A 22,729-nucleotide genomic window follows, 5' to 3' on the forward strand; every position below is an offset into this window, starting at 1 on the left:
ATCTACTCTCTGTCTTCATACGTGGATGTCATCTACATGGGGAGATGAATACGGTGGGTGGAGAGCCGGAGAGCGTGGTGCGCAGGCTGCGGGACGGGATGGCGGGCGGGGTGCTGTCCTTCCCGCTGACCTCCTTCCATGCCGACGGGTCCCTCGACGTCGACGGGTTCCGGGCGTACGCCGGCGCGCAGCTGGCCACCGCGCCCGGCGCGCTCTTCCCGGCCTGCGGGACGGGAGAGTTCTTCTCGCTGGACGAGGACGAGTACCGGCAGGTCGTGACCGTGGCGGTCGAGGAGGCCGGCGGCCGGGTGCCCGTGGTCGCCGGGGTGGGGTACGGCTGGGCGCAGGCCGCCCGCTTCGCGCGCATCGCCGAGGAGGCGGGGGCCGACGCCCTGCTGGTCCTGCCGCACTACCTCGTCGCCGCCCCGCAGGACGGACTGGTCGCCCAGCTGGAGCAGCTCGCGGCCCGGACGTCCCTTCCGCTCATCGCCTACCAGCGCGGTCAAGTCGCCTACACGGCCGCCTCGTTGACGCGTATCGCCCGGATCCCCGGCGTCATCGGGCTCAAGGACGGGCACAGCGACCTCGACCGGCTCCAGCGGCTCACCCTCGCCGCCCCGGAGGGCTTCCTCTTCTTCAACGGCGCCGCCACCGCCGAGATCCAGGCCCGTGCCTACGCGACCGTCGGCGTCCCCGCCTACTCCTCCGCCGTGCACGCCTTCGCCCCCGAGATCGCGGACGCCTTCTTCGCCGCCCTGCAGGGCGGCGACCACGGCACGGTCGACAAGCTGCTGCGCGACTTCTACGTCCCGCTCGTCGAACTCCGCGACCGCGTCCCCGGATACGCCGTGTCGCTGGTCAAGGCGGCGGCCCGGCTGCGCGGCCGGCCGGTGGGCCCGGTGCGCGCCCCGCTCACCGACCCCTCGCCCACCGACCTCGCCGGCCTCCGGGCCTTGCTCACCACCGGACTCGACCTCGTAGGAGCGTCCCTGTGAACCTCACGATCACCGATGTCCGCCTCACCCCGATCCTGGTCGCCGACCCGCCGCTGCTGAACACACAGGGCGTGCACCAGCCGTACACCCCCCGGCTGATCGTGGAGGTGGAGACCGCCGACGGGGTGGTCGGCGTCGGCGAGACCTACGGCGACACCAAGTACCTGGAGCTGGCCCGGCCGTTCGCCGAGCGGCTGCACGGGCGCCAGGTCAGCGACCTGAACGGGCTGTTCACGGTCGCCGACGAGGTGGCCGTGGACGCTGCCCGGATCTCCGGGCAGGTCGACGTCGGCGGGCTGCGAGGCGTCCAGACCGCCGACAAGCTGCGGCTGTCGGTCGTCTCCGGCTTCGAGGTCGCCTGCCTCGACGCCCTCGGCAAGGCGCTCGGGCTGCCCGTGCACACGCTGCTCGGCGGCAAGGTGCGCGACTCGGTCGAGTTCAGCGCGTACCTGTTCTACAAGTGGGCCGCGCATCCGGCGGGCGCCCCGGCGGAGGCCGACGACTGGGGCGCCGCGCTCGACCCGGCCGGGGTCGTGGCACAGGCCCGCAGGTTCAAGGACCGTTACGGCTTCACCTCCTTCAAGCTCAAGGGCGGGGTCTTCCCGCCCGACGAGGAGATCGCGGCCGTACGCGCGCTGGCCGAGGCGTTCCCCGGGCACCCGCTGCGCCTCGACCCGAACGGCGCATGGTCGGTCGAGACCTCGCTGAAGGTCGCGAAGGAACTCGGGGACGTCCTCGAATACCTGGAGGATCCGGCGCTCGGCACCCCGGCGATGGCGGCGGTGGCCGCGGGCACGGACGTGCCGCTCGCGACCAACATGTGCGTCACGACCTTCGGCGAGATCCGGGAGGCGTTCACCCGGGGCGCCGTCCAGGTCGTGCTCTCCGACCACCACTACTGGGGCGGGCTGCGCAACACCCGGGAACTGGCCGCCGTCTGCCGGACCTTCGGCGTCGGCGTCTCCATGCACTCCAACACCCACCTCGGGATCAGCCTCGCCGCGATGACCCACGTCGCCGCGACCGTCCCGGACCTTCACCACGCCTGCGACTCCCACTACCCCTGGCAGTCCGAGGACGTCCTCACCGAACGGCTCACCTTCGACGCCGGCCGGGTCACCGTCTCCGACAAGCCCGGCCTCGGCGTCGAACTCGACCACGAGCGGCTACGACGGCTGCACCGGCGCTGGCTGGACGACGACGGGACGCTCCGCGACCGCGACGACGCGGCCGCGATGCGGGTGGCCGAGCCGGGGTGGACGACACCGGCGGTACCGCGCTGGTAGCGGCGCCGGAAGGGATGCTCGTCCGGGCGGTCGTACGGCGGGAGCGGCCGCCTCTGCCGTGACATGGTGCACACTTGCCGGATCCGCACCACGTCAGGGAGCGCACCGTGACCGCGTCCAACGCGTTCGCCGGAGAGGAACCGGAGTACCTCGACGACGACAGGAGAGCAACAACACCGCACTGCCCGGCCCAGGTCGACCCGCTGGCCGGCCTGCGCACGCCGGACGATCCGCCCTGGGACGTCTACCTCACCGGCACCGTCTTCCTCGACATCATCTTCACCGGCCTCGGCTCCGCGCCGGTGCGCGGCACCGAGTCCTGGGCCCGGGGCATGGGCTCCAGCCCCGGCGGCATCGCCAACATGGCCACCGCCCTCGCCCGCCTGGGGCTGAAGACCTCCCTCGCGGCGGCCTTCGGCGACGACCACTACGGCGAGTACTGCTGGGACGCGCTCGCCCAGGGCGAGGGCATCGACCTCTCCCCGTCGCGGACGGTACGCGGCTGGCACTCCCCGGTCACCGTCTCCATGGCCTACGAGGGAGAGCGGACGATGGTGTCGCACGGGCACGAGCCGCCCGCCGACACGCTGTTCCGCCAGCAGAACGCGCCCGGGCACCCCGCCCGGGCCCGCGCCGCGGTCGCCTCCCTCACGCCCGGCAAACGCAACCCGTGGATCGCCAAGGCCGCCGCCGAGGGAACCCGGATCTTCGGCGACGTCGGCTGGGACGACACCGGGGCGTGGGATCTGGCCGGCCTCGCCGACCTCGAACACTGCGAGGCGTTCCTGCCGAACGCCGCGGAGGCGATGCGGTACACCCGCTCCGACTGCCCGCGCGCCGCGGCCCACGCCCTCGCCGAGTACGTGCCCCTCGCCGTCGTCACCCTCGGGGCGGACGGGGCGTACGCGGTCGACGGCCGCACCGGCGAGTCCGCGGAGGTCCCGGCGATCGCGGTGGAGGCCCTCGACCCGACCGGGGCGGGCGATGTCTTCGTCGCCGGTTTCGTCACCGGCACGCTCGCCGACTGGCCACTCGCCGACCGCCTGGCCTTCGCCGGCCTCACCGCGGCGCTCTCGGTGCAGGAGTTCGGCGGCTCCCTGTCCGCTCCCGGGTGGTCGGAGATCGGGGCGTGGTGGCGCAAGGTCCAGTCGGTGGAGGGCCAGGATCCGGCGGCGCTGCGGCGGTACGCGTTCCTGGAAGGCCTGGTTCCGGGGGAGGAACAGGTACGGCCGTGGCCACTGAGGAGGGCGGTACCGACGATCGGCTTCGGCCGGGCGGGGTGAGGGTGCGTGGGGTTGTGCGGGTGGACGGGTGCTGGGGTGGAGGCGGGGACGCTTACCGGCGCTTGCAGGGTGCCGCCCGCGCCCACCCGTGCCGCCCATGCGGCACGACTGCCCGCGGCTGGAGAAAAAGGCGGCGGCTGGGAAGAAGCGGCGACTGCAGCGCCCCTTCAGGGGCGCGGGGAACTGCGCGACCAGCCCCCACCGGGCCGCGGCCGACGACGGACCGACACCACCCCTGCCTACTCCCCGAGCACCCCGGCAACCTGCTCCCGCACCAGTTCCCGCCCCGCCTCCGACACCCCGGACAACGCCCCGGCGAACAGTTCCTCCAGCCCACCCCCGTCGGCGCCCACCTCACCGCCGCTCACCGCATACCCCTCCCGCACCGCGACCCGCAGCACACCCTCCGTGTCCACCGCCGCCGCGGCGATCGTCGGGACCTCTCCGCCCGCCGGGCCGGCGACCTTCACGTAGGCGCCCTTCACCGGATCCCGCCAGCGCAGCGCCAGCAGCACCGGCGACTTGGCCTGCACCTCGGTCAGGTCCACCTCGTACACGCCGTCCGCCGTGAGCACATCGGCCCGCGCGTCCAGCACGATCGCCGCCGGCAGCAGATCCCGCAGGGCCGACCCGGCGATGTTCCCGCCCACCGTCGCCGCGCGGCGCACCGCACCCGTACCGACGCCCTTCGCCGCCTTCCGCAGCAGCTCCGGAACACGCTCGTCGACCTGGTGGAGCAGCACCGCGCCGCCCAGCACCCCGTCCCCGATCACCGTCGCCTCCGGCACCCCCCGCAGGGACACCGCCTGCTCCGGGAAGCCGTCCCGCTGCCACGCGGCCCACACGAGGGTCGCCCCGCCGACGGGTATCGCCCCCTCGGCCAGACATTCCCGGGCCTCGGACACCGACCTGGGCAGACGCAGTTGCACGGCTACCTGCTTTCTGTACGGACAGGCGGCGTGGAGCGGACGCGGCCCCTCCGGCCACGTGATGGCAGTGACGGCCCGGATTCTGCCCCGGCGTGCGGGAGCGCATGCAGGGCTCACCGTTTCACCGGGGGCGCCCTTCCACTGCGAAAAGGCCTACGGCGTTGTCAGTCCCGCGTCGTACGCTTGATACCGCGAGGCCGCCCTCAGCTACGCGGCCGTGAAGAGGAGGAACTGCAGGCCTTAAGCGCCGGCCCATGACTCAGACACCCACAGCTCACTCTCCCGCGCAGCAGCAGGCCCGAGCTCAGTTCGAGGTTCCCGCCCAGCACCCCATGGTCACCGTGCTGGGATCCGGCGACTCCCTGCTGCGCGTGATCGAGAAGGCCTTCCCGGCGGCCGACATACACGTCCGGGGCAATGAGATCAGCGCGGTCGGCGATGCGCATGAAGTCGCCCTCGTCCAGCGCCTGTTCGACGAGATGATGCTGGTGCTCCGCACCGGACAGCCGATGACGGAGGACGCAGTGGAACGCTCGATCGCCATGCTGCGGGCGAGTGAGAACGGGGAGGGCGCGGAGGAGACCCCGGCCCAGGTTCTGACCCAGAACATCCTGTCCTCGCGCGGCCGCACCATCCGCCCCAAGACCCTGAACCAGAAGCGGTACGTCGACGCGATCGACAAGCACACGATCGTCTTCGGCATCGGCCCCGCCGGCACCGGAAAGACGTATCTGGCCATGGCCAAGGCGGTGCAGGCCCTGCAGTCCAAGCAGGTCAACCGCATCATCCTGACCCGGCCGGCCGTGGAGGCGGGCGAGCGGCTGGGCTTCCTGCCCGGCACGCTCTACGAGAAGATCGACCCCTACCTGCGGCCGTTGTACGACGCGCTGCACGACATGCTCGACCCGGACTCGATCCCGCGCCTGATGGCGGCCGGGACGATCGAGGTGGCCCCCCTCGCCTACATGCGAGGCCGCACCCTCAACGACGCCTTCATCATTCTCGACGAGGCCCAGAACACCTCGCCCGAGCAGATGAAGATGTTCCTCACCCGGCTCGGCTTCGAATCGAAGATCGTGATCACGGGTGACGTCACCCAGGTCGACCTGCCGGGCGGGACCAAGTCCGGTCTGCGCCAGGTGCAGGACATCCTGGAGGGCCTGGAGGACGTGCACTTCTCCCGTCTCACGTCCCACGATGTCGTACGGCACAAGCTGGTGGGCCGTATCGTCGACGCGTACGAGATGTACGACAGCAAGCACGGCACGGAGAACGGCGCGCACCAGGGCGGCCGCTCGAAGTCCGGGCACAAGGGGAAGTAGACAAGCACAGCGCCATGTCGATCGACGTCAACAACGAGTCCGGAACCGAGGTCGACGAGCAGGCGATCCTCGACATCGCCCGCTACGCACTCGCACGGATGCGCATCCACCCGCTCTCCGAGCTCTCGGTGATCGTCGTGGACGCCGACGCCATGGAGCAGCTGCACATCCAGTGGATGGACCTGCCGGGTCCGACCGATGTGATGTCCTTCCCGATGGACGAGCTGCGGCCGCCGTCGAAGGACGAGGAGGAGCCCCCGCAGGGGCTGCTCGGCGACATCGTGCTCTGCCCGGAGGTCGCCGCCAAGCAGGGCGCCGAGGCCGAGACCCAGCACTCCATGGACGAGGAGCTCCAGCTGCTCACCGTCCATGGTGTGCTGCACCTGCTCGGCTACGACCACGAGGAGCCCGACGAGAAGGCCGAGATGTTCGGCCTTCAGGCGGCCATCGTGGACGGCTGGCGGTCGGAGCAGGGCCTGACCGGCCCGTCGCCGGCGCCGACGGTCTCGTAAGCGGGTCGTTCCGTATGAGTCCGCAGATCGTCGTCGGCGCGATCGTGCTGGTCGTCGTGGGCTGGCTGGCCGCCTGCGCCGAGGCCGGTATCGCGCGCGTCTCCAGCTTCCGCGCCGAGGAGGCCGTGAAGTCCGGGCGGCGCGGCAGCGCCAAGCTCGCCCAGGTCGCCGCCGACCCCACCCGCTACCTCAATGTGGCGCTGCTGGTCCGCGTCGCCTGCGAGATGGCCGCCGCGGCCCTGGTCACCTATGCCTGCCTGGAGGAGATCCCCACCACCTGGCAGGCGCTGCTCGCCGCGATCGGCGTGATGGTGCTCGTGTCGTACGTCGCCGTCGGCGTCTCCCCGCGCACCATCGGCCGCCAGCACCCGCTGAACACGGCCACGGCCGCCGCGTACGTGCTGCTGCCGCTGGCCCGCATCATGGGTCCGATCCCCTATCTCCTCATCCTCCTCGGCAACGCGCTCACCCCGGGCAAGGGCTTCCGCCGCGGTCCGTTCGCCTCCGAGGCCGAACTGCGGGCCCTGGTCGACCTCGCCGAGCAGGAGTCGCTGATCGAGGACGAGGAGCGCCGCATGGTGCACTCGGTCTTCGAGCTGGGCGACACGCTGGTCCGGGAGGTCATGGTCCCGCGCACCGACCTCGTCGTCATCGAGCGCTACAAGACCATCCGCCAGGCCCTCACCCTCGCCCTCCGCTCGGGTTTCTCGCGGATACCGGTCGCAGGGGAGAGCGAGGACGACATCGTCGGGATCGTGTATCTGAAGGACCTGGTCCGCAAGACGCACATCAGCCGGGACGCCGAGTCCGACCTGGTCTCCACCGCCATGCGGCCCGCGTTCTTCGTGCCCGACACCAAGAACGCCGGCGACCTGCTGCGGGAGATGCAGAAGGAGCACAACCACGTCGCCGTCGTCATCGACGAGTACGGCGGCACGGCCGGGATCGTCACCATCGAGGACATCCTGGAGGAGATCGTCGGCGAGATCACCGACGAGTACGACCGTGAGCTGCCGCCGGTCACCGACCTCGGTGACGACCGCTACCGGGTCACCGCCCGCCTCGACATCACGGACCTCGGCGAGCTGTACGGCTTGGAGGAGTACGACGACGAGGACGTGGAGACCGTCGGCGGACTGCTCGCCAAGGCGCTCGGCCGGGTGCCCATCGCCGGTGCCTCCGCGCAGGTGGAACTCCCGGACGGCCGCAAGCTGGCGCTGACCGCCGAGGCGGCCGCCGGACGCCGGAACAAGATCGTGACGGTGCTGGTGGAGCCGGTGCCCGCGGCCGAGGACCCGGAGGAGACCTCCGAGTGACCCCGGCCCAGCTCCGCGCCTTCTGCCTCTCCTTCAACGCGGCCGAGGAGGACTTCCCCTTCAACCCGGACATCTCCGTCTTCAAGGTGCTCGGCAAGATGTTCGCGCTGAGCTGGATGGACGGGAGGCCCCTCAAGGTCAACCTCAAGTGCGACCCCGAGGACGCGGTGCGGCTCCGTGGCGAGCACGAGGGGCTGATCGCGCCGGGGTATCACATGAACAAGCGGCACTGGAACACCGTGACCGTGGACGGCGACCTCCCCGACCGGCTGGTGAGAGAGCTGATCGAGGACTCGTACGACCTCGTCGTCGCCGGTCTGCCGAGAGCGGAGCGACTGCGGCTGGACCGGCCGTGAACCGGATTGACCGAGTCAAGCGCGGGGTTCGTATGCTCGGGGTATGACCGACAGCAACGCGCTTGATCCCGAGGACCGCAAGATCGTCACCCTGGCTCGCTCGGCCCGGGCCCGCAACGGGGTGCCCGAGGGGGCTGCCGTACGGGACTCGACGGGCCGTACGTATGTGGCGGGGACCGTCGAACTGGCTTCGCTGAAGCTGAGCGCGCTGCGGACGGCGGTGGCGATGGCGGTGGCGTCGGGGGCGGAGTCGCTGGAGGCGGCGGCGGTCGTGACGGGGGCCGACGGGGTTTGTGCGGAGGATGTCGCCGCGGTGCGGGATCTTGGGGGGCCGGGGACGCCGGTGCTGCTGGCGGGGCCGGACGGCGAAGTGCGGCTCACTGTCCCCGCCTGACTTCTCTGCCCACCCGCCCACCCGACTCGGTCGCCCGAGAGGCGAGGGATTGATTGACTCCGTCGGGTGAGGGGCGGGGGTTCGTTGACTTGGGTGGGCGGGGGTGGATGGCAGTCGCTTCACCGCTGCAACCACCCCTCCGCCGGGCGCCCCGACCCGCACCCGTCGTCGAGCCCGGCCGCATCGACCCCCTCGGCCAGGCGTCGCAGACAGTAGGCCGGAATTCAACCTTGTCGGTCTGCGCCTCTCACGCATCAATGGGACCGTGCAATCCGACGGGCCGTCAGATTCTGATGGTTCGTCGGTTCCAGCGCCCCGCGGTGTGCCCGCATCCACCCGGACCGGGGCCGTCATCCCCACATGGCATTCCCACGTAACGGGAAGGGAGACAGATCCCCATGAAACGAATCGCCACCGGTGCGGCACTCGCGGCGGGAGCCCTCGCCGCCACGGCGCTGGCCTTCGCGCCCTCGGCCGCCGCCGTCACCCCGACCACCGCGACCGTCACCGCCAGCTGCGGCATCTTCGGCGGCGGCGCGGCCACCCTCACCGCGACCCAGAGCGGTACCTCGTCCACCATCACCCTCACCTCCTCCGCCATCACCGCCCCCCTCGCGCTGTCGGCGAACTCCATCACCTCCACGCTCACCATGGCCAACTCCACCGGTTCCGCCCGCGTCTTCAGCGGCACCGTGAACCCGGCCATGGCCGCGGGCGACCCGGTCACCGTCGGTCCGCTCCCCGGCACCGTGGCCTCCGGCGACAGCCTCGACTTCCACGGCGGCTCGCTGAAGATGGTCATCTTCGGTATCACCGTCACCTGTACGTCGAGCGCCGCTCAGTCGCCCGGACCGTTCGTCATGAGCTGAGCCCCCTGACGGGCTCGTTCCGGATGCCGCAGAAGCTGATGAACCGTCAGGTTTCTGCGGCATCTCCATTGACTTCTCACGCGCCCTCCACATCAATGGCCCCCTGTCGGCGCAGAGGAGCCGCTGCGCCCGCAACCCTCAGGAGGGGGCTTCCATGGGTTCACCCCCAAGATCACGAAGATCCCGACGGTGGCGCTTGATCTCACTGTTCGGGGCGACCGCGCTCGCGGTCACGGCGGGCGGCGCGCTGGCCTGTCCGGCCGGTGCCGCCGGGACGAACGTCGACTTCGCCACGCACTGCATCCCGCCCGCCGTCGCGGGCCTCCCGCCGATCGACGGCACCACCACCGCCAACATCTCGGTGGACAACACCACCCCGAAGGTCGGCGACACGGTCACCGTGACCTACACCGTGGTCACACCCGCCGCCAACAACCCCACCGCCCTCGCCCTGCCGGCCGACATCATGACGCCGACGGGGAAGGTGACGCTGGGTGGCGCGCAGACCGGGGACGTCACGGTCGCCGGGCCGAAGAAGAACGATCCGGTGCCGGGGTACGGGACCTTCCCGTCGTTCTCGATGACCGGGACGTTCACCGTCACCTCGCCGGGTGCCATCACGCTCTCGCCCGGTGACTACAACATCCACACCAGCTACATCCTGGAGCTGGACACCCCCTGCACGGTCACCAACCCGCCCGCACCGGTGTCGGAGACCGTCACGGCGACCGCCACCACGCCGGTCAACAACCGTGCCATCAGCCTGAGTTCGGCCTCCGGGAACCCCGGTGACAGCGTGACCGTCAGCGGCCAGAACTTCACGCCGGGCGCGACCGTGACGCTGGCCGGGCGGTCGGGCAGCAGCCAGACCGCGGACACGGCGACCGCCACCGCGGGCACCGACGGCTCCTTCAGCGCTCCGATCACCGTCAACGACAAGACGACGACCGGGATCGTGGCGTACGAGGGGAGTGCGTGGAGCGACTCCCTGGGGGCCGGGCCCGCCTCGTACGTTGTGAACGACACGACCCCCGTGCCGGCCGGGAGCCAGAAGCTGACCACCACCGTCAAGGCGGGGACCCTGTCCATGTCCCAGGCCGGGGACTCCGTCGCGCTGTCGGCGGTCGACTTCGGCCGGGGCGGGGCGTCCACGGGCAATCTGCAGACCGTCACCGTCAAGGACTTCCGTGGCGGGCCGGCCGGCTGGTCGCTCACCGGCAAGGTCACCGACTTCACCGGACCCGGCGCCAAGATCGACGCGGGCAGGCTCAGCTGGACCCCCGCCTGCGCGACCAAGGCGGGCAGCCCGAGCACCTGCGCGGCCGGCTCCGCGGGCACCGTCGGCAGTTCCGGAGCGACCCTCGCGTCGACCCCGGACTCCACGCTCACCGGCGGTCAGTTCACCGTCAACGCCGGACTCTCCCTGGACGTACCGGCGTTCACGCCTCCGGGGTCGTACTCCGGAGTCCTCACCCTGACGCTCACCTGAGCCGACTCCGCCGTGGTGGCCGGGCGTTCACGCGACCGGCCACCACACGACCGCTTCCGCCCGCTTCCGACCGGGGGTCCGCACCCATGCGTCGTCGCGCCAAGCCGTATGTCCTCCTCCTGAGCCTGCTCCTCGGCGCCCTGCTCACGGCGTCCCCCGCGCGCGCCGCCGACAACGGCAGCTGGTCCGTCTACCCGGTCGCCTCGAAGATCGCGGCGCGGCCGTACTTCTATCTCTCCCTCGACCCCGGGCAGACGATCACCGACAAGGTGGCCGTCGCCAACAAGACCGGCACCCCGCTGACCTTCCGGCTGTACGCGGCCGACGCCTACAACACCGCACGGGACGGTGGCTTCGCCGTCCGGACGGTGAAGGAGCGGATGCGGGGGGTGGGGGCCTGGGCGAAGCTCGCGAAGGCGCGGGTCACCGTGCCCGCCCACAGGACGGTGACTGTTCCCTTCACCCTGCATGTGCCCCAGGGGGCCGAACCCGGTGACCATCCCGGGGCGATCGTCGCGCTGGACGAGAAGGTCGATCCGGGGGCGGGGCCCCTGGCACTCGGTGTGCAGCGGGCCGTCGGCGCCCGGGTCTATCTGCGGGTGAGCGGGCCGACGCTCCCGGCCATCGCCGTCGAGCACGTGCACATCACCCACCACCAGCCCTGGGTGCCCGGCCTCGGCAACAGCACCGCCACCGTCTCCTACACCCTGCACAACACCGGGAACGTGACCCTCGACCCGAAGGTGCAACTGCGCGCGGAGGGCCTCTTCGGGCGGACGCTGCTCAGCCGGGACCTCACCGGGATCCCCTCCGAACTGCTGCCGGGGGAGAGCGTCCGGCTCACCGCGCCCTGGCGGGGCGCACCCCAGCTCGACTGGGGGGACGTGACGTTGACGGCCAGCGCGACCGGCACCAAGGAGTCGGCGAGCGCGTCGTTCCTCGCGCTGCCCTGGCTGGTGGTGGCGCTGACCTTCGTCGCCGGGGTGGCCGGCGGCGCGCTGTTCGCCAGGATGCGCCGGGGCCGCGGCCTGCCGTCGCCGGGGAGGGCCCTCAGAGCGCGTCGGGGCCGCGTTCGCCCGTCCGCACCCGTACGACCGTCTCCACCGGCAGCGCCCACACCTTCCCGTCCCCGATCTTCCCCGTCTGCGCGGCCTTGACGATCGTGTCGATCACGGCCTCGGAGTCGGCGTCCTCGACGACGACCTCGATCCGGACCTTGGGGACCAGGTCGACCTGGTACTCGGCGCCCCGGTACACCTCGGTGTGGCCGCGCTGCCGGCCGTAGCCGCTGGCCTCGGTCACGGTCAGGCCGTGCACCCCGATCTCCTGCAGGGCGGTCTTCACCGCGTCGAGACGGTAGGGCTTGACGATCGCGGTGATGAGCTTCATGCCTGGCTCTTGACCTTCTGGGCGGAGGGGACGACGGAGGAGCTGACCGGGGCGCCATGGCCGAGGACCCCGTGATCGTAAGCCGTCTCGGCGTGCACCGTAAGGTCCAGGCCGGTGTGCTCCTGGTCCTCGTCCGCCCGGAAGCCCAGCGTCCTGTCGATCAGCTTGCCGATGCCGTACGTCACGGCGAAGGCGTACGCCGCGACGACCACGACCGCCACCGTCTGCTTGCCGAGCTGGGCGAGCCCGCCGCCGTAGAAGAGGCCCTCGGTGGAGCCGGTCATGGCCTTCTCGGCGAACAGGCCGATGAGCAGGGTGCCGATGACACCGCCGACCAGGTGGACGCCGACGACGTCGAGCGAGTCGTCGTAGTTCAGCTTGAACTTCCAGCTCACGGCGTACGAGCAGACCGCGCCCGCGGCGAGGCCCACGACCAGGGCGCCGAGCAGGGAGACCGAGCCGCAGGACGGGGTGATCGCGACCAGGCCCGCGACCGCGCCGGAGGCCGCACCCAGGGTGGTGGGGTGGCCGTCGCGCTTCTGCTCGACGAAGAGCCAGCCCAGCAGGCCGGTGCAGCCGGCGGCGAGGGTGTTCAGGAAGACGGCGGCGGCCAGGCCGCCCGCGCCCATCGCCGAGCCGGCGTTGAAGCCGAACCAGCCGAACCAGAGCAGACCGGCGCCCAGGATGACCATCGGGAGGTTGTGCGGACGCATCGCGTCCTTCTTGAAGCCGAGGCGCGGGCCGAGGACCAGGCACAGCGCCAGACCGGAGGCGCCGGAGGTGATCTCGACGGGCAGTCCGCCGGCGAAGTCCAGGGCGCCGAGGTGGTGCAGGATCCAGCCACCGGGACCCCACACCCAGTGTGCGACGGGAACGTATACGAGCAGCGCCCACACCGGCACGAACACCAGCCAGGCCCCGAACTTCGCCCGGTCCGCGATCGCGCCGCTGATCAGCGCGGCGGTGACGATCGCGAAGGTGAGCTGGAAGGTGGCGAAGAGCAGGGTCGGGACGGTGCCCTGGACGCTGTCCGGGCCGAGGCCGTGCATACCGGCCTGCGCGAGGCCGCCGATCAGTCCGGCGCCGGTGTCCGTCCCGAAGGCGAGCGAGTACCCGCCCGCCAGCCACACCACCGTGACCAGAGCGATCGACACGAAGCTCATCATCAGCATGTTGAGGACGCTCTTCGTGCGGACCATACCGCCGTAGAACAGGGCCAGCCCGGGGGTCATCAGCAGGACCAGGGCGGTGGCGGCGAGCAGCCAGGCGGTGTCACCGGTGTCGGCGTGCGCGGCGGCGTTCGCGGCGGTGAGGATCACGGGCGTCTCCAACGTCATGGGGGCTCGTCAGAGGGTCACCGTTTCCCGTTTCCGATTCCGTACGGGTGTGTTTCCGTGACGTTTCGTTGCCTTGGGGTTACCGAAATCTCACGGTGCGGCGGGGCGTCGTGGATCAGGGAGAATGGGGGCCATGAGCGTTCGCAGCCAGTCAACCGAGCCGTCGGAATCGTCGGAGACCGTCCACCGGGCGGGCTTCGCCTGTTTCGTCGGGCGCCCCAACGCGGGCAAGTCCACCCTCACGAACGCTCTGGTCGGGCAGAAGGTTGCGATCACCGCGAACCAGCCGCAGACCACGCGGCACACGGTCCGGGGGATCGTGCACCGGGAGGACGCCCAGCTGATCCTCGTGGACACCCCTGGCCTGCACAAACCGCGGACACTGCTCGGCGAGCGGCTGAACGACGTGGTGCGCACCACCTGGGCCGAGGTCGACGTGATCGGCTTCTGCCTGCCGGCGAACGAGAAGATCGGCCCCGGCGACCGTTTCATCGCGAAGGAACTCGCGGGGATCAGGAAGACCCCCAAGGTCGCCGTCGTCACCAAGACCGACCTCGTCGACTCCAAGACCCTCGCCGAGCAGCTGATCGCGATCGACCAGCTCGGCAAGGAGCTGGGCTTCGAGTGGGCGGAGATCGTCCCGGTGTCGGCGGTCGGCGACAAGCAGGTGAGCCTGCTGGCCGACCTGCTCGTGCCGCTCCTGCCGGAGGGCCCGGCTCTCTACCCGGAGGGCGACCTCACCGACGAGCCCGAGCAGGTCATGATCGCGGAGCTGATCCGCGAGGCGGCCCTCGAAGGCGTCCGCGACGAGCTCCCGCACTCCATCGCGGTCGTCGTCGAGGAGATGCTCCCGCGCGAGGACCGCCCCGCCGACAAGCCCCTCCTGGACATCCACGCCAACCTGTTCATCGAGCGCCCCAGCCAGAAGGGCATCATCATCGGCCCCAAGGGCAAGCGCCTGAAGGAGGTCGGCATCAAGAGCCGCAAGCAGATCGAGGCGCTGCTCGGCACACCGGTCTTCCTGGACCTGCACGTGAAGGTGGCGAAGGACTGGCAGCGCGACCCGAAGCAGCTGCGGCGGCTGGGCTTCTAGAGGCGTCCGGTCCGCGTCCGTTCTCGGCCCCACACGCCGGGACCGAGCGCGGCCGCGACGAAACCGTCCCCCGTCGTCACGGCCAGGTCCGGCTGCCCGACGCGAAGGACGATGTTCTCGCGGTCGAACTCCCGGAACTCCAGGACGAAGTGTTCGGCGACGCCCGTGTGTGCGGTCCGAGAGCCTCTCAGTCGTCCCAAGGAGTGCGCAGCGGTCTGCGGTACCACCGACCGGGAAGCCGCGCGTGCTCCTTCGTCGGCCGTATCCAGGGGTGCAGTGACCCCGCCGGGTCGGGGACGCTCGCCGCGTGGAAGCGGGCGTCCAGATCGGCCAGCAGGGTGCCGAGGGTGCCTTCACGTGCCGCCGCGGGCAGGGTGTTCATCACCTCGTCCAGGCTGTCCCTGGAGTCGAGGTCATTGCCGTAGGCGCTGATCGGACAGAAGCTGTCGTCGCCTTCCGGCCGGCCGGTCTCCATGCGGCGCACCAGGCGTTCCCAGGACGCGAAGCGGTCCGCGACCGAGTACACGGGCTTCACGATCCGCTCCCGCAGACGAGGTGCGACCCGCGCCCGTTCCACCTCCAGCCGCTCCGCGTCACACCGTCCGACCGCCTCCAGCACCGGCCCCGGCAGCGCCTCCCACACGGCCCTGCTCTCCGGAGCGGACGAGAACACGTCACCCACCGCTCATGCACTCCTTCAACCGCCTGAGGAAGTGGCCGCGGCCACCGTCGGGCTGCATGCAAGGTATCCGGTGGGTCAAGTGCGGCTCGGGCTCATGTCCTGCAGCCCCACCACCCTCAGCAGCTGCAGGCGTTCGTACGACTCCGTGCCCGGGCGGGCCGTGTGGATGACGAGGTGTTGACGGGTGTCGGCGTTGAGGAGGACCTCGCAGTCCAGTTCCAGGAGGCCGACGGACGGGTGCAGGAAGCGTTTCGTGGACGCGCGGCGTACCGCCACCTCGTGTTCGGACCAGAGGCGGGCGAACTCCTCGCTTCCTGCCAGGAGTTCGGCGACCAGGGCGGCGGGGACCGGGTCGGCGGGGCGGGCGGCCGCCACCGCGCGCAGGTTCGCCACCTGTTCGCGGGCCCGTTGCGGCCGGTCCTCCGCAGGGAAGAGGTCGCGGGCGGCCGGGTCCAGGAAGAAGCGGCGGACCAGGTTGCGCTCACGCGGCGGCCGGGCCAGGACGTCGCCGCTGAGCGCACGCGACAGCGCGTTCTGGGCCAGGACCTCGCCGCAGTCCGTCGTCACCAGCGCCGGGGTGTCGTGCAGCCGGTCCAGGACCAGGAGGAGGCCGGGGCGGACATGGCTGCTCGTCGCCTCCCGGCGCGGGGGTTCCTCGCCGGCCAGGTGGAACAGGTGGTCCCGTTCGTCCTCCGTCAGGCGCAGCGCGCGCGCCAGCGCCGTCAGCATCTGGCGGGACGGGCGCGGGCCCCGGGACTGTTCGAGGCGTGTGTAGTAGTCGGCCGACATACCGGCCAGCGACGCCACCTCCTCGCGCCGCAGCCCGGGGGTGCGCCGCCGGGCGCCGGGTGCCAGGCCCACGTCGGCGGGGTCCAGGCGGGTGCGGGCGTGGCGCAGGAAGTCGGCGAGTTCGGGGCGGTTCACCTCTCCAGGGTGGCGCGGGCCGTCCGGGTTATCCAGGGAGTGCCGATCCCCTGATCGGGAGGTCTCTCCCGGTCGTACCGGGCGGCGGCGAGGGTGGTGGCACCAGAGCGAAGGAGACGGTCATGATCACTCTTGTCACCGGTACGACGGGACAGGTCGGGCGGCGGTTCGTACCGCGGCTGCTCGCGCAGGCCCGGTCCGACGAGCGGGTGAGGGTCCTCGTGCGGGACGCGGCCCGCGGGGAGCCGTTCGCCGGACTGGGCGCAGAGGTCGTCGTCGGGGACCTGCGGGACGAGGAGGCGCTCGGCAAGGCCGTCGCGGGGGCGGACGCGGTGGTGAACGTCGCCGCCTCTTTCCGCGGGGTGCCCGACGACGAGGCCTGGGCCGTCAACCGGGACGCGGCGGTGGCCTTGGGGAAGGCCGCGGTCTCCGCCGGGGTGCGGCGGTTCGTGCAGGTCAGCACCGGAGTCGTGTACGGCACCGGACGCGGCCGCCCGCTCACCGAGGACGACGAGAGCCGGCCCGGCGGGGAGATGTGGGGCGCCTACCCGGAGTCCAAGGCGGCCGCCGAGCGCGAGTTGCTCGCGCTGGAGGGCGGCATGGAGGTACGGATCGGGCGGCTGCCCTTCGTCTACGGCGAGGGGGACCCGCATCTCGCCAACTCCCTGCACTGGGCCGCGCACTGGGCCCCAGCCCAGCGGCTCCAGATGGCCCACCACGCCGACGTCGGGCAGGGGCTGATGCGGCTGCTGTACGCCCCGGCCGTCAGCGGTCCCCTCTACAACATCGCCGACGACGCTCCCGTCACCGCCGTGGAACTGCACCAGCTCAACGGCGTCGGGGTGCCGGCCGGCATGGGCGGCCGTACCGACCGCGATCCCTGGTTCGGGATCATGTCCAACCAGAAGATCCGGCGCGATCTGGGCTTCCGGCCCATCTACCCCAGCGTCTGGTCGGCCCGGGACGCCGGGGCCCTTTGAGAACCCGCAGGCCTGCCACCGGGGAAGTCGCCATCACGAACGCCCTGGCGGAGCACCACAGGGCGCCGTCCAGCTGCTGGTGGCCGCCGCGGCGGCCGGGCACCCGCAGGCGCGCAGTGCCCTGCGGCTGTGGCGTGCCGACCGGGCGGGGAAGGGCCGGGTCGAGGGAGCCGGCCGCAAGCAGGGGGTGTCGCAGGAGGACCAGAAGATCTCGCTCACCTTGCAGCGGCTGGTGCCCGAACACCCGGAACTGCTGGACGAGCTATTCGCCCGCGGCACCATCGACCCGTCTGGACCCGGGCTGGCTGAACGAGGCGCTGGGGCGGCCCGGAGCCGGTGTCGACCGGCGGCTGACCGCCGCGCTGCGCCGTCACGCCGACACCCTCGAAGTGCTCTGCGACGCCACCTGGACCGGCGCGTTCGGTGCGACGAACGCCAAGCGGTCCTTCCTGCTGCGCGGCAAACTCGTCACCCGGAAGGTCCTTGACCCCCCGAGCGCCCGGCGTCTCGACGAGATCCTCGCCGGGGGCGGCCACCCGCACCAGGTCCGGGCCGCGCTCATGCTGGTCGAGACAGTCATCGACCACAGCCGGAACGGCTCGCTCGACACCCTGGAGTGGCGGCACCTGGAGGAGACCCTGCGCGGTTTCACGTCCGCCGCCCGCGCACCGGGGCCGAACAGGGCGGGCCGGGGTCGGCACGAGGACATCGAGGCGGTGGCCCGCCGCTGCCTGACCGGACTGGTGTGCCGCCACCACCCGTTGCACACGCCCCGGCAGATCGCCCGCGCCTGTGCGCATGCGCGCGGCCACCTGGCAAGGGCCACCGAGGCGGACGACGTGACGGTGCTGGGGCGGTTCGTCGAGCGGCTCACCGAGGTGTCGCGACGCCGTCGCCGTGGTCAACGCGGCCGCCGGGACGCTGCGCGCGCTGGCGCGGGGGCAGGTGATGTCACTGGCCCAGCGCTGGTACCGCCCGCTCTCCCGGCTCGCCGAACGGGCCACGCCGGACCAGTGGAAGGAACTCGTCGAAGGCTCCTGGGAAGGTCCCCAGGAGATCCTGCGGGTGCTGATCCGGGCCGGTATCCGCAAGCGCACCGACGATCCGTCGCCCCATCTGCTGGCGATCGCGGACCGCAGCGCCTGGCCGGACATGATCCGGGAGACGGTGCGCGTCGGCACCCTCCTGCACACGGAGGGCAGCCGGCAGCGTTGGTTCCCCGCCCCGTAGCCCGCTTCCGGTCCCCCTAGCCCCCCGCCCGGCCCCCTAGTCCACGCCCCGTATCCGCCCCACAAGACCCGCCCCCGCCAGTCCGATCACCGCCGCCACCAGGTAGAGCACCTGGTAGCCGCCCAGGTAGGTCACGATCGGCGCGGCGAGGGCGGGCGCCGCGACCTGGGGCAGGGCGTTGGCCACGTTGATGACGCCGAGGTCCTTGCCGCGGTCCAGGGCCTTCGGCAGGACGTCCGTCATCAGGGCGAAGTCGACCGAGGTGAACACGCCGAAGCCGATGCCCAGGAAGGCCGACGCGGCGATCGCCCCCGGCCAGGTCTGCCATGCCGCCAGCAGCGCCGTCGCCGCGGCCATCAGCATCCCCGACCAGACCACGAACGGCTTGCGGCGGCCCACCCGGTCCGACCACACCCCGCCGACCACGACCGTCGCCATCAGCGTCAGCCCGTTGATGGCCGTAAGAATCAGCACGCCCTGGTCGGGGTCGTGGTGGTGGAGGCGGTCGCGGAGGTAATAGAGCAGATACAGCAGCACCAGTGAATTGCTCAGGTTGATCAGGAAGCGGGTCAGCCAGGCCCAGCCCAGGTCCGGGTAGTGGCGCGGGCTCAGCCAGAAGCCCGCGAGGAAGGCCCGCCAGGACCACGGCGGGCGGTCCTTGAGGGTCAGGCGCAGGTCCGGGTGGCGCAGGACGTACGGGAGCACGCCCAGCGCCGTGAACACCGCGCAGGCCACATAGCCCGCCCCGACGCCCCCGGCTACCGTGGCCAGGCCGGTGCCGCCGACCACGCCGAGGATCTGCGCGGCCCCCAGCCAGCCGCCCACCGACCCCCGTTGGAGCCTCGGCACCCGGTCCGGCACCGCCGCCGTCACCGCCGCGAAGGCCGCGTTCAGGGTCAGCTGGACCAGGGCCCAGCCCAGCATCATCGTCCACATGCCCCCGGCGCCCGCGAGGAGCAGCAGGGACAGCGCCCCGCCCGCCGTGCCGGCGACGATCCACGGTGTACGGCGGCCCCACCGGGACGTCGTGCGGTCCGACAGCGCGCCGAAGACCGGGTTCGCCGCCAGCGACACCACCGCGCCGACGCCGGTCACCCACGCCAGCATCGTCTCCTTGGACATCCCGGAGCCGGGCGCGAAGTCCTTGGCCTGGGAGGCCAGGAGGATCTGCAGCGGGCCGTACCAGCCCACCCAGATGGCCCCGTTGGCGAGGGACAGCGCCGACGTCCAGCCGCGGCCGACCTTCTCGACCGGTTCCGCCAGGGCGGCCGGCTCTCCGGCCGGTTCGCGCGTCGTCGTCATCTCTGTGCCCGCAGCACGTCCCGGAACCAGTCGTACGACGACTTCGGTGTCCGCTTCTGGGTCGCGTAGTCGACGTGGACCAGGCCGAAGCGGCGCTCGTACCCCTCCGCCCACTCGAAGTTGTCGAGCAGCGACCAGACGAAGTAGCCGCGCACGTCCACCCCGGCCTCGACCGCCTTGTGCAGCGCCCGGATGTGGCCGTCCAGGTAGGCGATGCGGTCCTGGTCGTCGACGCCCTCGTACGAGCAGCCGTTCTCGGTGATGACGATCGGCGGGAGCCGGTCGCCGTAGCGGTCGCGGAAGCCGGTGAGGAGTTCGGTGAGGCCCTCCGGGACCACCGGCCAGCCGAAGTCCGTCACCGGGACGCCCTCGATGTCCTGGACGGAGAAGGGGAGTTCGGCGGGGAGGGTGAGCCCGCCGAACTCGATCTCGGTGCCCTGCGGGGCGCCGACCTTGGTGGGGGAGTAGTAGTTGATGCCGTACCAGTCCAGCGGCTCGGCGATCACCTTCAGGTCGGCCGCGACGTCGCCGGGCATCAGGTCGCCCATGCCGTCCGGGTATTCGCCGAGCAGGACCGGCTCGGCGAACAGGCGGTTGAGGAGGAGGTCGTAGAAGGCGGCCGCCTCCAGGTCGGGCTGCTCCTGCGAGGCCGGCCAGGTCGGGCCGTGGGAGTTGGCGATGCCGATGTCGCGGGCGCCGGCCGCGCGCAGCGCCTGGACGGCCAGGCCGTGGGCGAGGAGCTGGTGGTGGGCGACCGGGAGCGCGTCGAACATCAGCTGCCTGCCGGGGGCGTGGGCGCCCAGCGCATGGCCGAACAGGGTGTGTTCGGCGGGCTCGTTGAGGGTGATCCACTTCTGGACGCGGTCGCCGAGCCGGTCGGCGACCGTGGCGACGTGGTCCGCGAAGCGGGACGCCGTGTCCCGCTCCAGCCAGTCCTCCGTGACCGGCAGGTCCCAGTGGAAGAGGGTGGGGACCGGCCGTACGCCGGCCGCGCACAGCTCGTCCACCAGACGGTCGTAGAAGTCCAGGCCGCCCGTCGAGCGCACCCTCGGCCAGGAGACCGAGAAGCGGTACGCGTCCACGCCGAGGCCGGCCAGCAGCGCCACGTCCTCGCCGTGGCGGTGGACGTGGTCGCAGGCCACCGCCGCCGTCGAGCCGTCCTTGATCCGGCCCGGTTCCGCCTCGAAGACGTCCCACACGGACGGCTCGCGCTCGTCGGCCGCGCCCTCGATCTGGTGGGCCGAGGTCGACACACCCCAGAGGAAACCGTCGGGGAATCGAGGGAACGGGGGTATCGGATGGACCGCGTCAGTCGCCATGGCCGGGATCATCCTTACCCCTGGTAACAGAAGTCAACGCCCGGACGGGAACTACCCGTTACGCGCCTTCTTTCAACACCTTCGAGATCAGTTCGCGTTGCTCGTCGGTCAGCCGCGGGTCGGCCGCGTACACCGTCCGGCCGTCCACCGTGATCTCGTACGCGAAGCCGTCCGGCACCCCGGGCGGCGGGGAGCCCCGGCCGGCCGCGAGCGCGTGCTCGGCCAGGGCCTGCCACTCGGGGGCGTCGGGCCGGCCCGAGGTGTCCACCTCGGCCCGGCGCTCGATGCCCGCGAACCCGCCCGTGCGCCTCACCTGAATACGCATGGGTCCCTGTGTAGTACAGGATCAGGCCGTGTGCACCCCCACCTGGGACCAGGCCTTGAGGACCGCCTCGGTCTCCTCGCCCTCGTTGTAGCGGGCCTTGGCCGCGGCCACCGTGAGCTTCGCGAAGTCCGCGAACTTCGCGGTCGCCTGCAGTTCGCCGCCGGTGAGCACGTCGTACCAGATCTGCCCGGCCTTCTCCCAGGCGTTGCCGCCGAGGGCGGTGGCCAGCAGGTAGAAGGCGTGGTTGGGGATGCCGGAGTTGATGTGCACACCGCCGTTGTCCCGGTTGGTCTTGACGTAGTCCGCCATGGTCGCGGGCTGCGGATCCTTGCCGAGGCGGGGGTCGTCGTACGCCGTGCCCGGGGCCTTCATGGAGCGCAGGGCGACCCCGTGGACGCCCGGGGCGAGCAGGCCCTCGCCGATCAGCCAGTCGGCCTGGTCGGCGGTCTGCCCGAGGGAGTACTGCTTGATCAGCGAGCCGAAGACATCGGAGACCGACTCGTTGAGGGCGCCGGACTGGCCGTAGTACTCCAGGTTGGCGGTGTACTGGGTGACGCCGTGGGTGAGCTCGTGGCCGATGACGTCGACGGAGCTGGTGAAGTCGGTGAAGATCACGCCGTCGCCGTCGCCGAACACCATCTGCTCGCCGTTCCAGAAGGCGTTGTCATAGTTCACGTCGTAGTGCACGCTCGCGTTCAGCGGCAGTCCGTCGCCGTCGATGGAGTTGCGCTCGTACGCCTTCAGATACAGCTCGAAGGTGGCGCCGAGGCCGGCGTAGGCGCGGTTGACGGTGGCGTCCTGGCCGGGCTCGGAGCCCTCCGCGCGGACCTCGGTGCCGGGCAGGTCGGTGCCGTGCCCGGCGTCGTAGATCGTGCGGTGCGGGGCGCTGTCGGGGGCCGCCGGGGCGGTGACGGCGGCGGCCACGGTACGGACCGCGGTGATCCGGCGGCGGGTACGGGCGGCGGAGTCGTGCTGCAGGGTGCGCAGCGCGGAGTCGGAGAGCGCCTGGTCCTCGTGCTGGGCCAGGTGGTCGAGGATGTGCGGCGGCACGATCCCGCAGAAAACGGGCGTGCAGGAGACGGGCTCAAAGCCCCCGTTGGTCGTCATGCACCGCACCATTGCACTGAGTCACGCGAGTGTCACTACCCGCAACCATGATTGGTGAAATACCGCGACAATTGACCACCCTCTGTGAGGAGGAGTGGTATGGCGCACTTTTTGTCCTATTTCGAACGGTGGTCCCGCATACTGATACGGCGCCCCGCGTCCGAAGGGCCTCGGCTAGCATGCTTCGCATCATGCGTTTCGGGCTGCTTCTTCTTAGCTGCCGCGGCGAGGGCCTGTAGTCCAGGTCGACTCCCTCCCCGCGGAGCTTCGCGTTGCGTCGTCGGCCGTCC

At 71.4% G+C, this 22,729-nt stretch carries 24 protein-coding genes; 14 read left to right on the forward strand and 10 right to left on the reverse strand.

The features are described 5' to 3' along the window. Positions 1 to 44: 44 nt before the first annotated feature. The 3 genes from EDD90_RS36180 to EDD90_RS36190 all read left to right on the forward strand — a co-directional run bounded on the left by EDD90_RS36180 (position 45) and on the right by EDD90_RS36190 (position 3,564). Positions 45 to 995: a 5-dehydro-4-deoxyglucarate dehydratase gene (locus tag EDD90_RS36180; protein WP_123977066.1), complete on the forward strand. Its 951-nt coding sequence runs from the start codon at positions 45 to 47 to the stop codon at positions 993 to 995. Next, a complete protein-coding gene (locus EDD90_RS36185; protein ID WP_123977067.1) occupies positions 992 to 2,281 on the forward strand; it encodes a glucarate dehydratase family protein in 1,290 nt (429 codons plus the stop codon). Before EDD90_RS36180 ends, EDD90_RS36185 begins: the two co-directional genes overlap by 4 nt. 107 nt (positions 2,282 to 2,388) lie before the next feature. Further along, on the forward strand, positions 2,389 to 3,564 hold the full coding sequence (locus EDD90_RS36190) for a carbohydrate kinase family protein (RefSeq protein WP_123977068.1): 1,176 nt from the start codon (positions 2,389 to 2,391) through the stop codon (positions 3,562 to 3,564). Positions 3,565 to 3,803: 239 nt separating this feature from the next. Here EDD90_RS36190 and EDD90_RS36195 read toward each other — a convergent pair whose 3' ends face one another. Beyond that, entirely contained in the window at positions 3,804 to 4,493 is a 690-nt protein-coding gene (locus tag EDD90_RS36195; RefSeq protein WP_123977069.1) for an FAD binding domain-containing protein, read from the reverse strand. A 254-nt stretch (positions 4,494 to 4,747) separates the two neighbouring features. On the opposite strand from EDD90_RS36195, the gene EDD90_RS36200 reads away from it, so the two are divergent. The 8 genes from EDD90_RS36200 (at position 4,748) to EDD90_RS36235 (ending at position 11,908) form a co-directional block, all read left to right on the forward strand. Next, complete coding sequence (locus EDD90_RS36200; RefSeq protein WP_123977070.1) at positions 4,748 to 5,815, forward strand: PhoH family protein; 1,068 nt, start codon at positions 4,748 to 4,750, stop codon at positions 5,813 to 5,815. Positions 5,816 to 5,829: 14 nt separating this feature from the next. After that, positions 5,830 to 6,327, forward strand: a complete 498-nt coding sequence (gene ybeY / locus EDD90_RS36205) for an rRNA maturation RNase YbeY (RefSeq protein WP_123977071.1) — start codon at positions 5,830 to 5,832, stop codon at positions 6,325 to 6,327. Positions 6,328 to 6,341: 14 nt separating this feature from the next. Further along, complete coding sequence (locus EDD90_RS36210) at positions 6,342 to 7,643, forward strand: hemolysin family protein (protein ID WP_123977072.1); 1,302 nt, start codon at positions 6,342 to 6,344, stop codon at positions 7,641 to 7,643. Continuing rightward, entirely contained in the window at positions 7,640 to 7,999 is a 360-nt protein-coding gene (locus tag EDD90_RS36215) for an MmcQ/YjbR family DNA-binding protein (RefSeq protein WP_123977073.1), read from the forward strand. The genes EDD90_RS36210 and EDD90_RS36215 overlap by 4 nt, the downstream gene beginning before the upstream one ends. A gap of 43 nt (positions 8,000 to 8,042) precedes the next feature. Further along, positions 8,043 to 8,393, forward strand: coding sequence for a cytidine deaminase (locus EDD90_RS36220; RefSeq protein ID WP_123977074.1), 351 nt, complete (start codon positions 8,043 to 8,045; stop codon positions 8,391 to 8,393). Positions 8,394 to 8,791: 398 nt separating this feature from the next. Further along, on the forward strand, positions 8,792 to 9,262 hold the full coding sequence (locus EDD90_RS36225) for a hypothetical protein (RefSeq protein WP_394365574.1): 471 nt from the start codon (positions 8,792 to 8,794) through the stop codon (positions 9,260 to 9,262). A gap of 154 nt (positions 9,263 to 9,416) precedes the next feature. Further along, a complete protein-coding gene (locus EDD90_RS36230; RefSeq protein WP_185149352.1) occupies positions 9,417 to 10,751 on the forward strand; it encodes a beta-xylosidase in 1,335 nt (444 codons plus the stop codon). 86 nt (positions 10,752 to 10,837) lie between these two features. Further along, on the forward strand, positions 10,838 to 11,908 hold the full coding sequence (locus EDD90_RS36235; protein WP_123977076.1) for a WxL protein peptidoglycan domain-containing protein: 1,071 nt from the start codon (positions 10,838 to 10,840) through the stop codon (positions 11,906 to 11,908). On the opposite strand, the gene EDD90_RS36240 is transcribed toward EDD90_RS36235, so the two are convergent. Next, entirely contained in the window at positions 11,802 to 12,140 is a 339-nt protein-coding gene (locus tag EDD90_RS36240; RefSeq protein WP_123977077.1) for a P-II family nitrogen regulator, read from the reverse strand. The genes EDD90_RS36235 and EDD90_RS36240 overlap by 107 nt on opposite strands. Next, positions 12,137 to 13,477, reverse strand: a complete 1,341-nt coding sequence (locus tag EDD90_RS36245) for an ammonium transporter (protein WP_123977078.1) — start codon at positions 13,475 to 13,477, stop codon at positions 12,137 to 12,139. The genes EDD90_RS36240 and EDD90_RS36245 overlap by 4 nt, the downstream gene beginning before the upstream one ends. Before the next feature lie 133 nt (positions 13,478 to 13,610). Here EDD90_RS36245 and era point away from each other — a divergent pair, with 133 nt between their 5' ends. Next, positions 13,611 to 14,570, forward strand: a complete 960-nt coding sequence (gene era, locus EDD90_RS36250) for a GTPase Era (protein ID WP_123977079.1) — start codon at positions 13,611 to 13,613, stop codon at positions 14,568 to 14,570. Here era and EDD90_RS36255 read toward each other — a convergent pair. From EDD90_RS36255 to EDD90_RS36265, 3 genes are all read right to left on the reverse strand, one after another. Next, a complete protein-coding gene (locus tag EDD90_RS36255) occupies positions 14,567 to 14,770 on the reverse strand; it encodes a hypothetical protein (protein WP_123977080.1) in 204 nt (67 codons plus the stop codon). The genes era and EDD90_RS36255 overlap by 4 nt on opposite strands. Beyond that, the gene (locus EDD90_RS36260) at positions 14,758 to 15,252 is read right to left on the reverse strand and encodes a hypothetical protein (RefSeq protein ID WP_123977081.1); all 495 of its coding nucleotides are present in this window, start codon (positions 15,250 to 15,252) and stop codon (positions 14,758 to 14,760) included. Before EDD90_RS36260 ends, EDD90_RS36255 begins: the two co-directional genes overlap by 13 nt. Positions 15,253 to 15,327: 75 nt before the next feature. Then, a complete protein-coding gene (locus EDD90_RS36265; protein ID WP_123977082.1) occupies positions 15,328 to 16,176 on the reverse strand; it encodes a helix-turn-helix transcriptional regulator in 849 nt (282 codons plus the stop codon). 122 nt (positions 16,177 to 16,298) lie between these two features. Here EDD90_RS36265 and EDD90_RS36270 point away from each other — a divergent pair, with 122 nt between their 5' ends. Both EDD90_RS36270 and EDD90_RS36275 read left to right on the forward strand, forming a co-directional pair. Then, positions 16,299 to 17,156: an NAD(P)-dependent oxidoreductase gene (locus EDD90_RS36270; RefSeq protein WP_123977083.1), complete on the forward strand. Its 858-nt coding sequence runs from the start codon at positions 16,299 to 16,301 to the stop codon at positions 17,154 to 17,156. A gap of 897 nt (positions 17,157 to 18,053) precedes the next feature. After that, on the forward strand, positions 18,054 to 18,386 hold the full coding sequence (locus EDD90_RS36275; protein ID WP_123977084.1) for a hypothetical protein: 333 nt from the start codon (positions 18,054 to 18,056) through the stop codon (positions 18,384 to 18,386). Between the two features lie 36 nt (positions 18,387 to 18,422). Here the strand turns inward: EDD90_RS36275 and EDD90_RS36280 are convergent, their stop codons facing one another. Genes EDD90_RS36280 through EDD90_RS36295 form a run of 4 tightly spaced genes read right to left on the reverse strand, consistent with a single transcriptional unit; the run spans position 18,423 to position 22,439 of the window. After that, entirely contained in the window at positions 18,423 to 19,688 is a 1,266-nt protein-coding gene (locus tag EDD90_RS36280; RefSeq protein ID WP_123977085.1) for an MFS transporter, read from the reverse strand. Continuing rightward, on the reverse strand, positions 19,685 to 21,019 hold the full coding sequence (locus EDD90_RS36285) for a GH1 family beta-glucosidase (protein WP_398926580.1): 1,335 nt from the start codon (positions 21,017 to 21,019) through the stop codon (positions 19,685 to 19,687). Before EDD90_RS36285 ends, EDD90_RS36280 begins: the two co-directional genes overlap by 4 nt. Before the next feature lie 46 nt (positions 21,020 to 21,065). Beyond that, complete coding sequence (locus EDD90_RS36290) at positions 21,066 to 21,332, reverse strand: protealysin inhibitor emfourin (RefSeq protein ID WP_123977087.1); 267 nt, start codon at positions 21,330 to 21,332, stop codon at positions 21,066 to 21,068. A gap of 21 nt (positions 21,333 to 21,353) precedes the next feature. After that, positions 21,354 to 22,439, reverse strand: coding sequence for a M4 family metallopeptidase (locus EDD90_RS36295; RefSeq protein ID WP_123977088.1), 1,086 nt, complete (start codon positions 22,437 to 22,439; stop codon positions 21,354 to 21,356). Positions 22,440 to 22,729 lie beyond the last annotated feature (290 nt).

The organism is Streptomyces sp. Ag109_O5-1 (genome assembly GCF_003814875.1).
Classification (GTDB): Bacteria; Actinomycetota; Actinomycetes; order Streptomycetales; family Streptomycetaceae; genus Streptomyces; species Streptomyces sasae.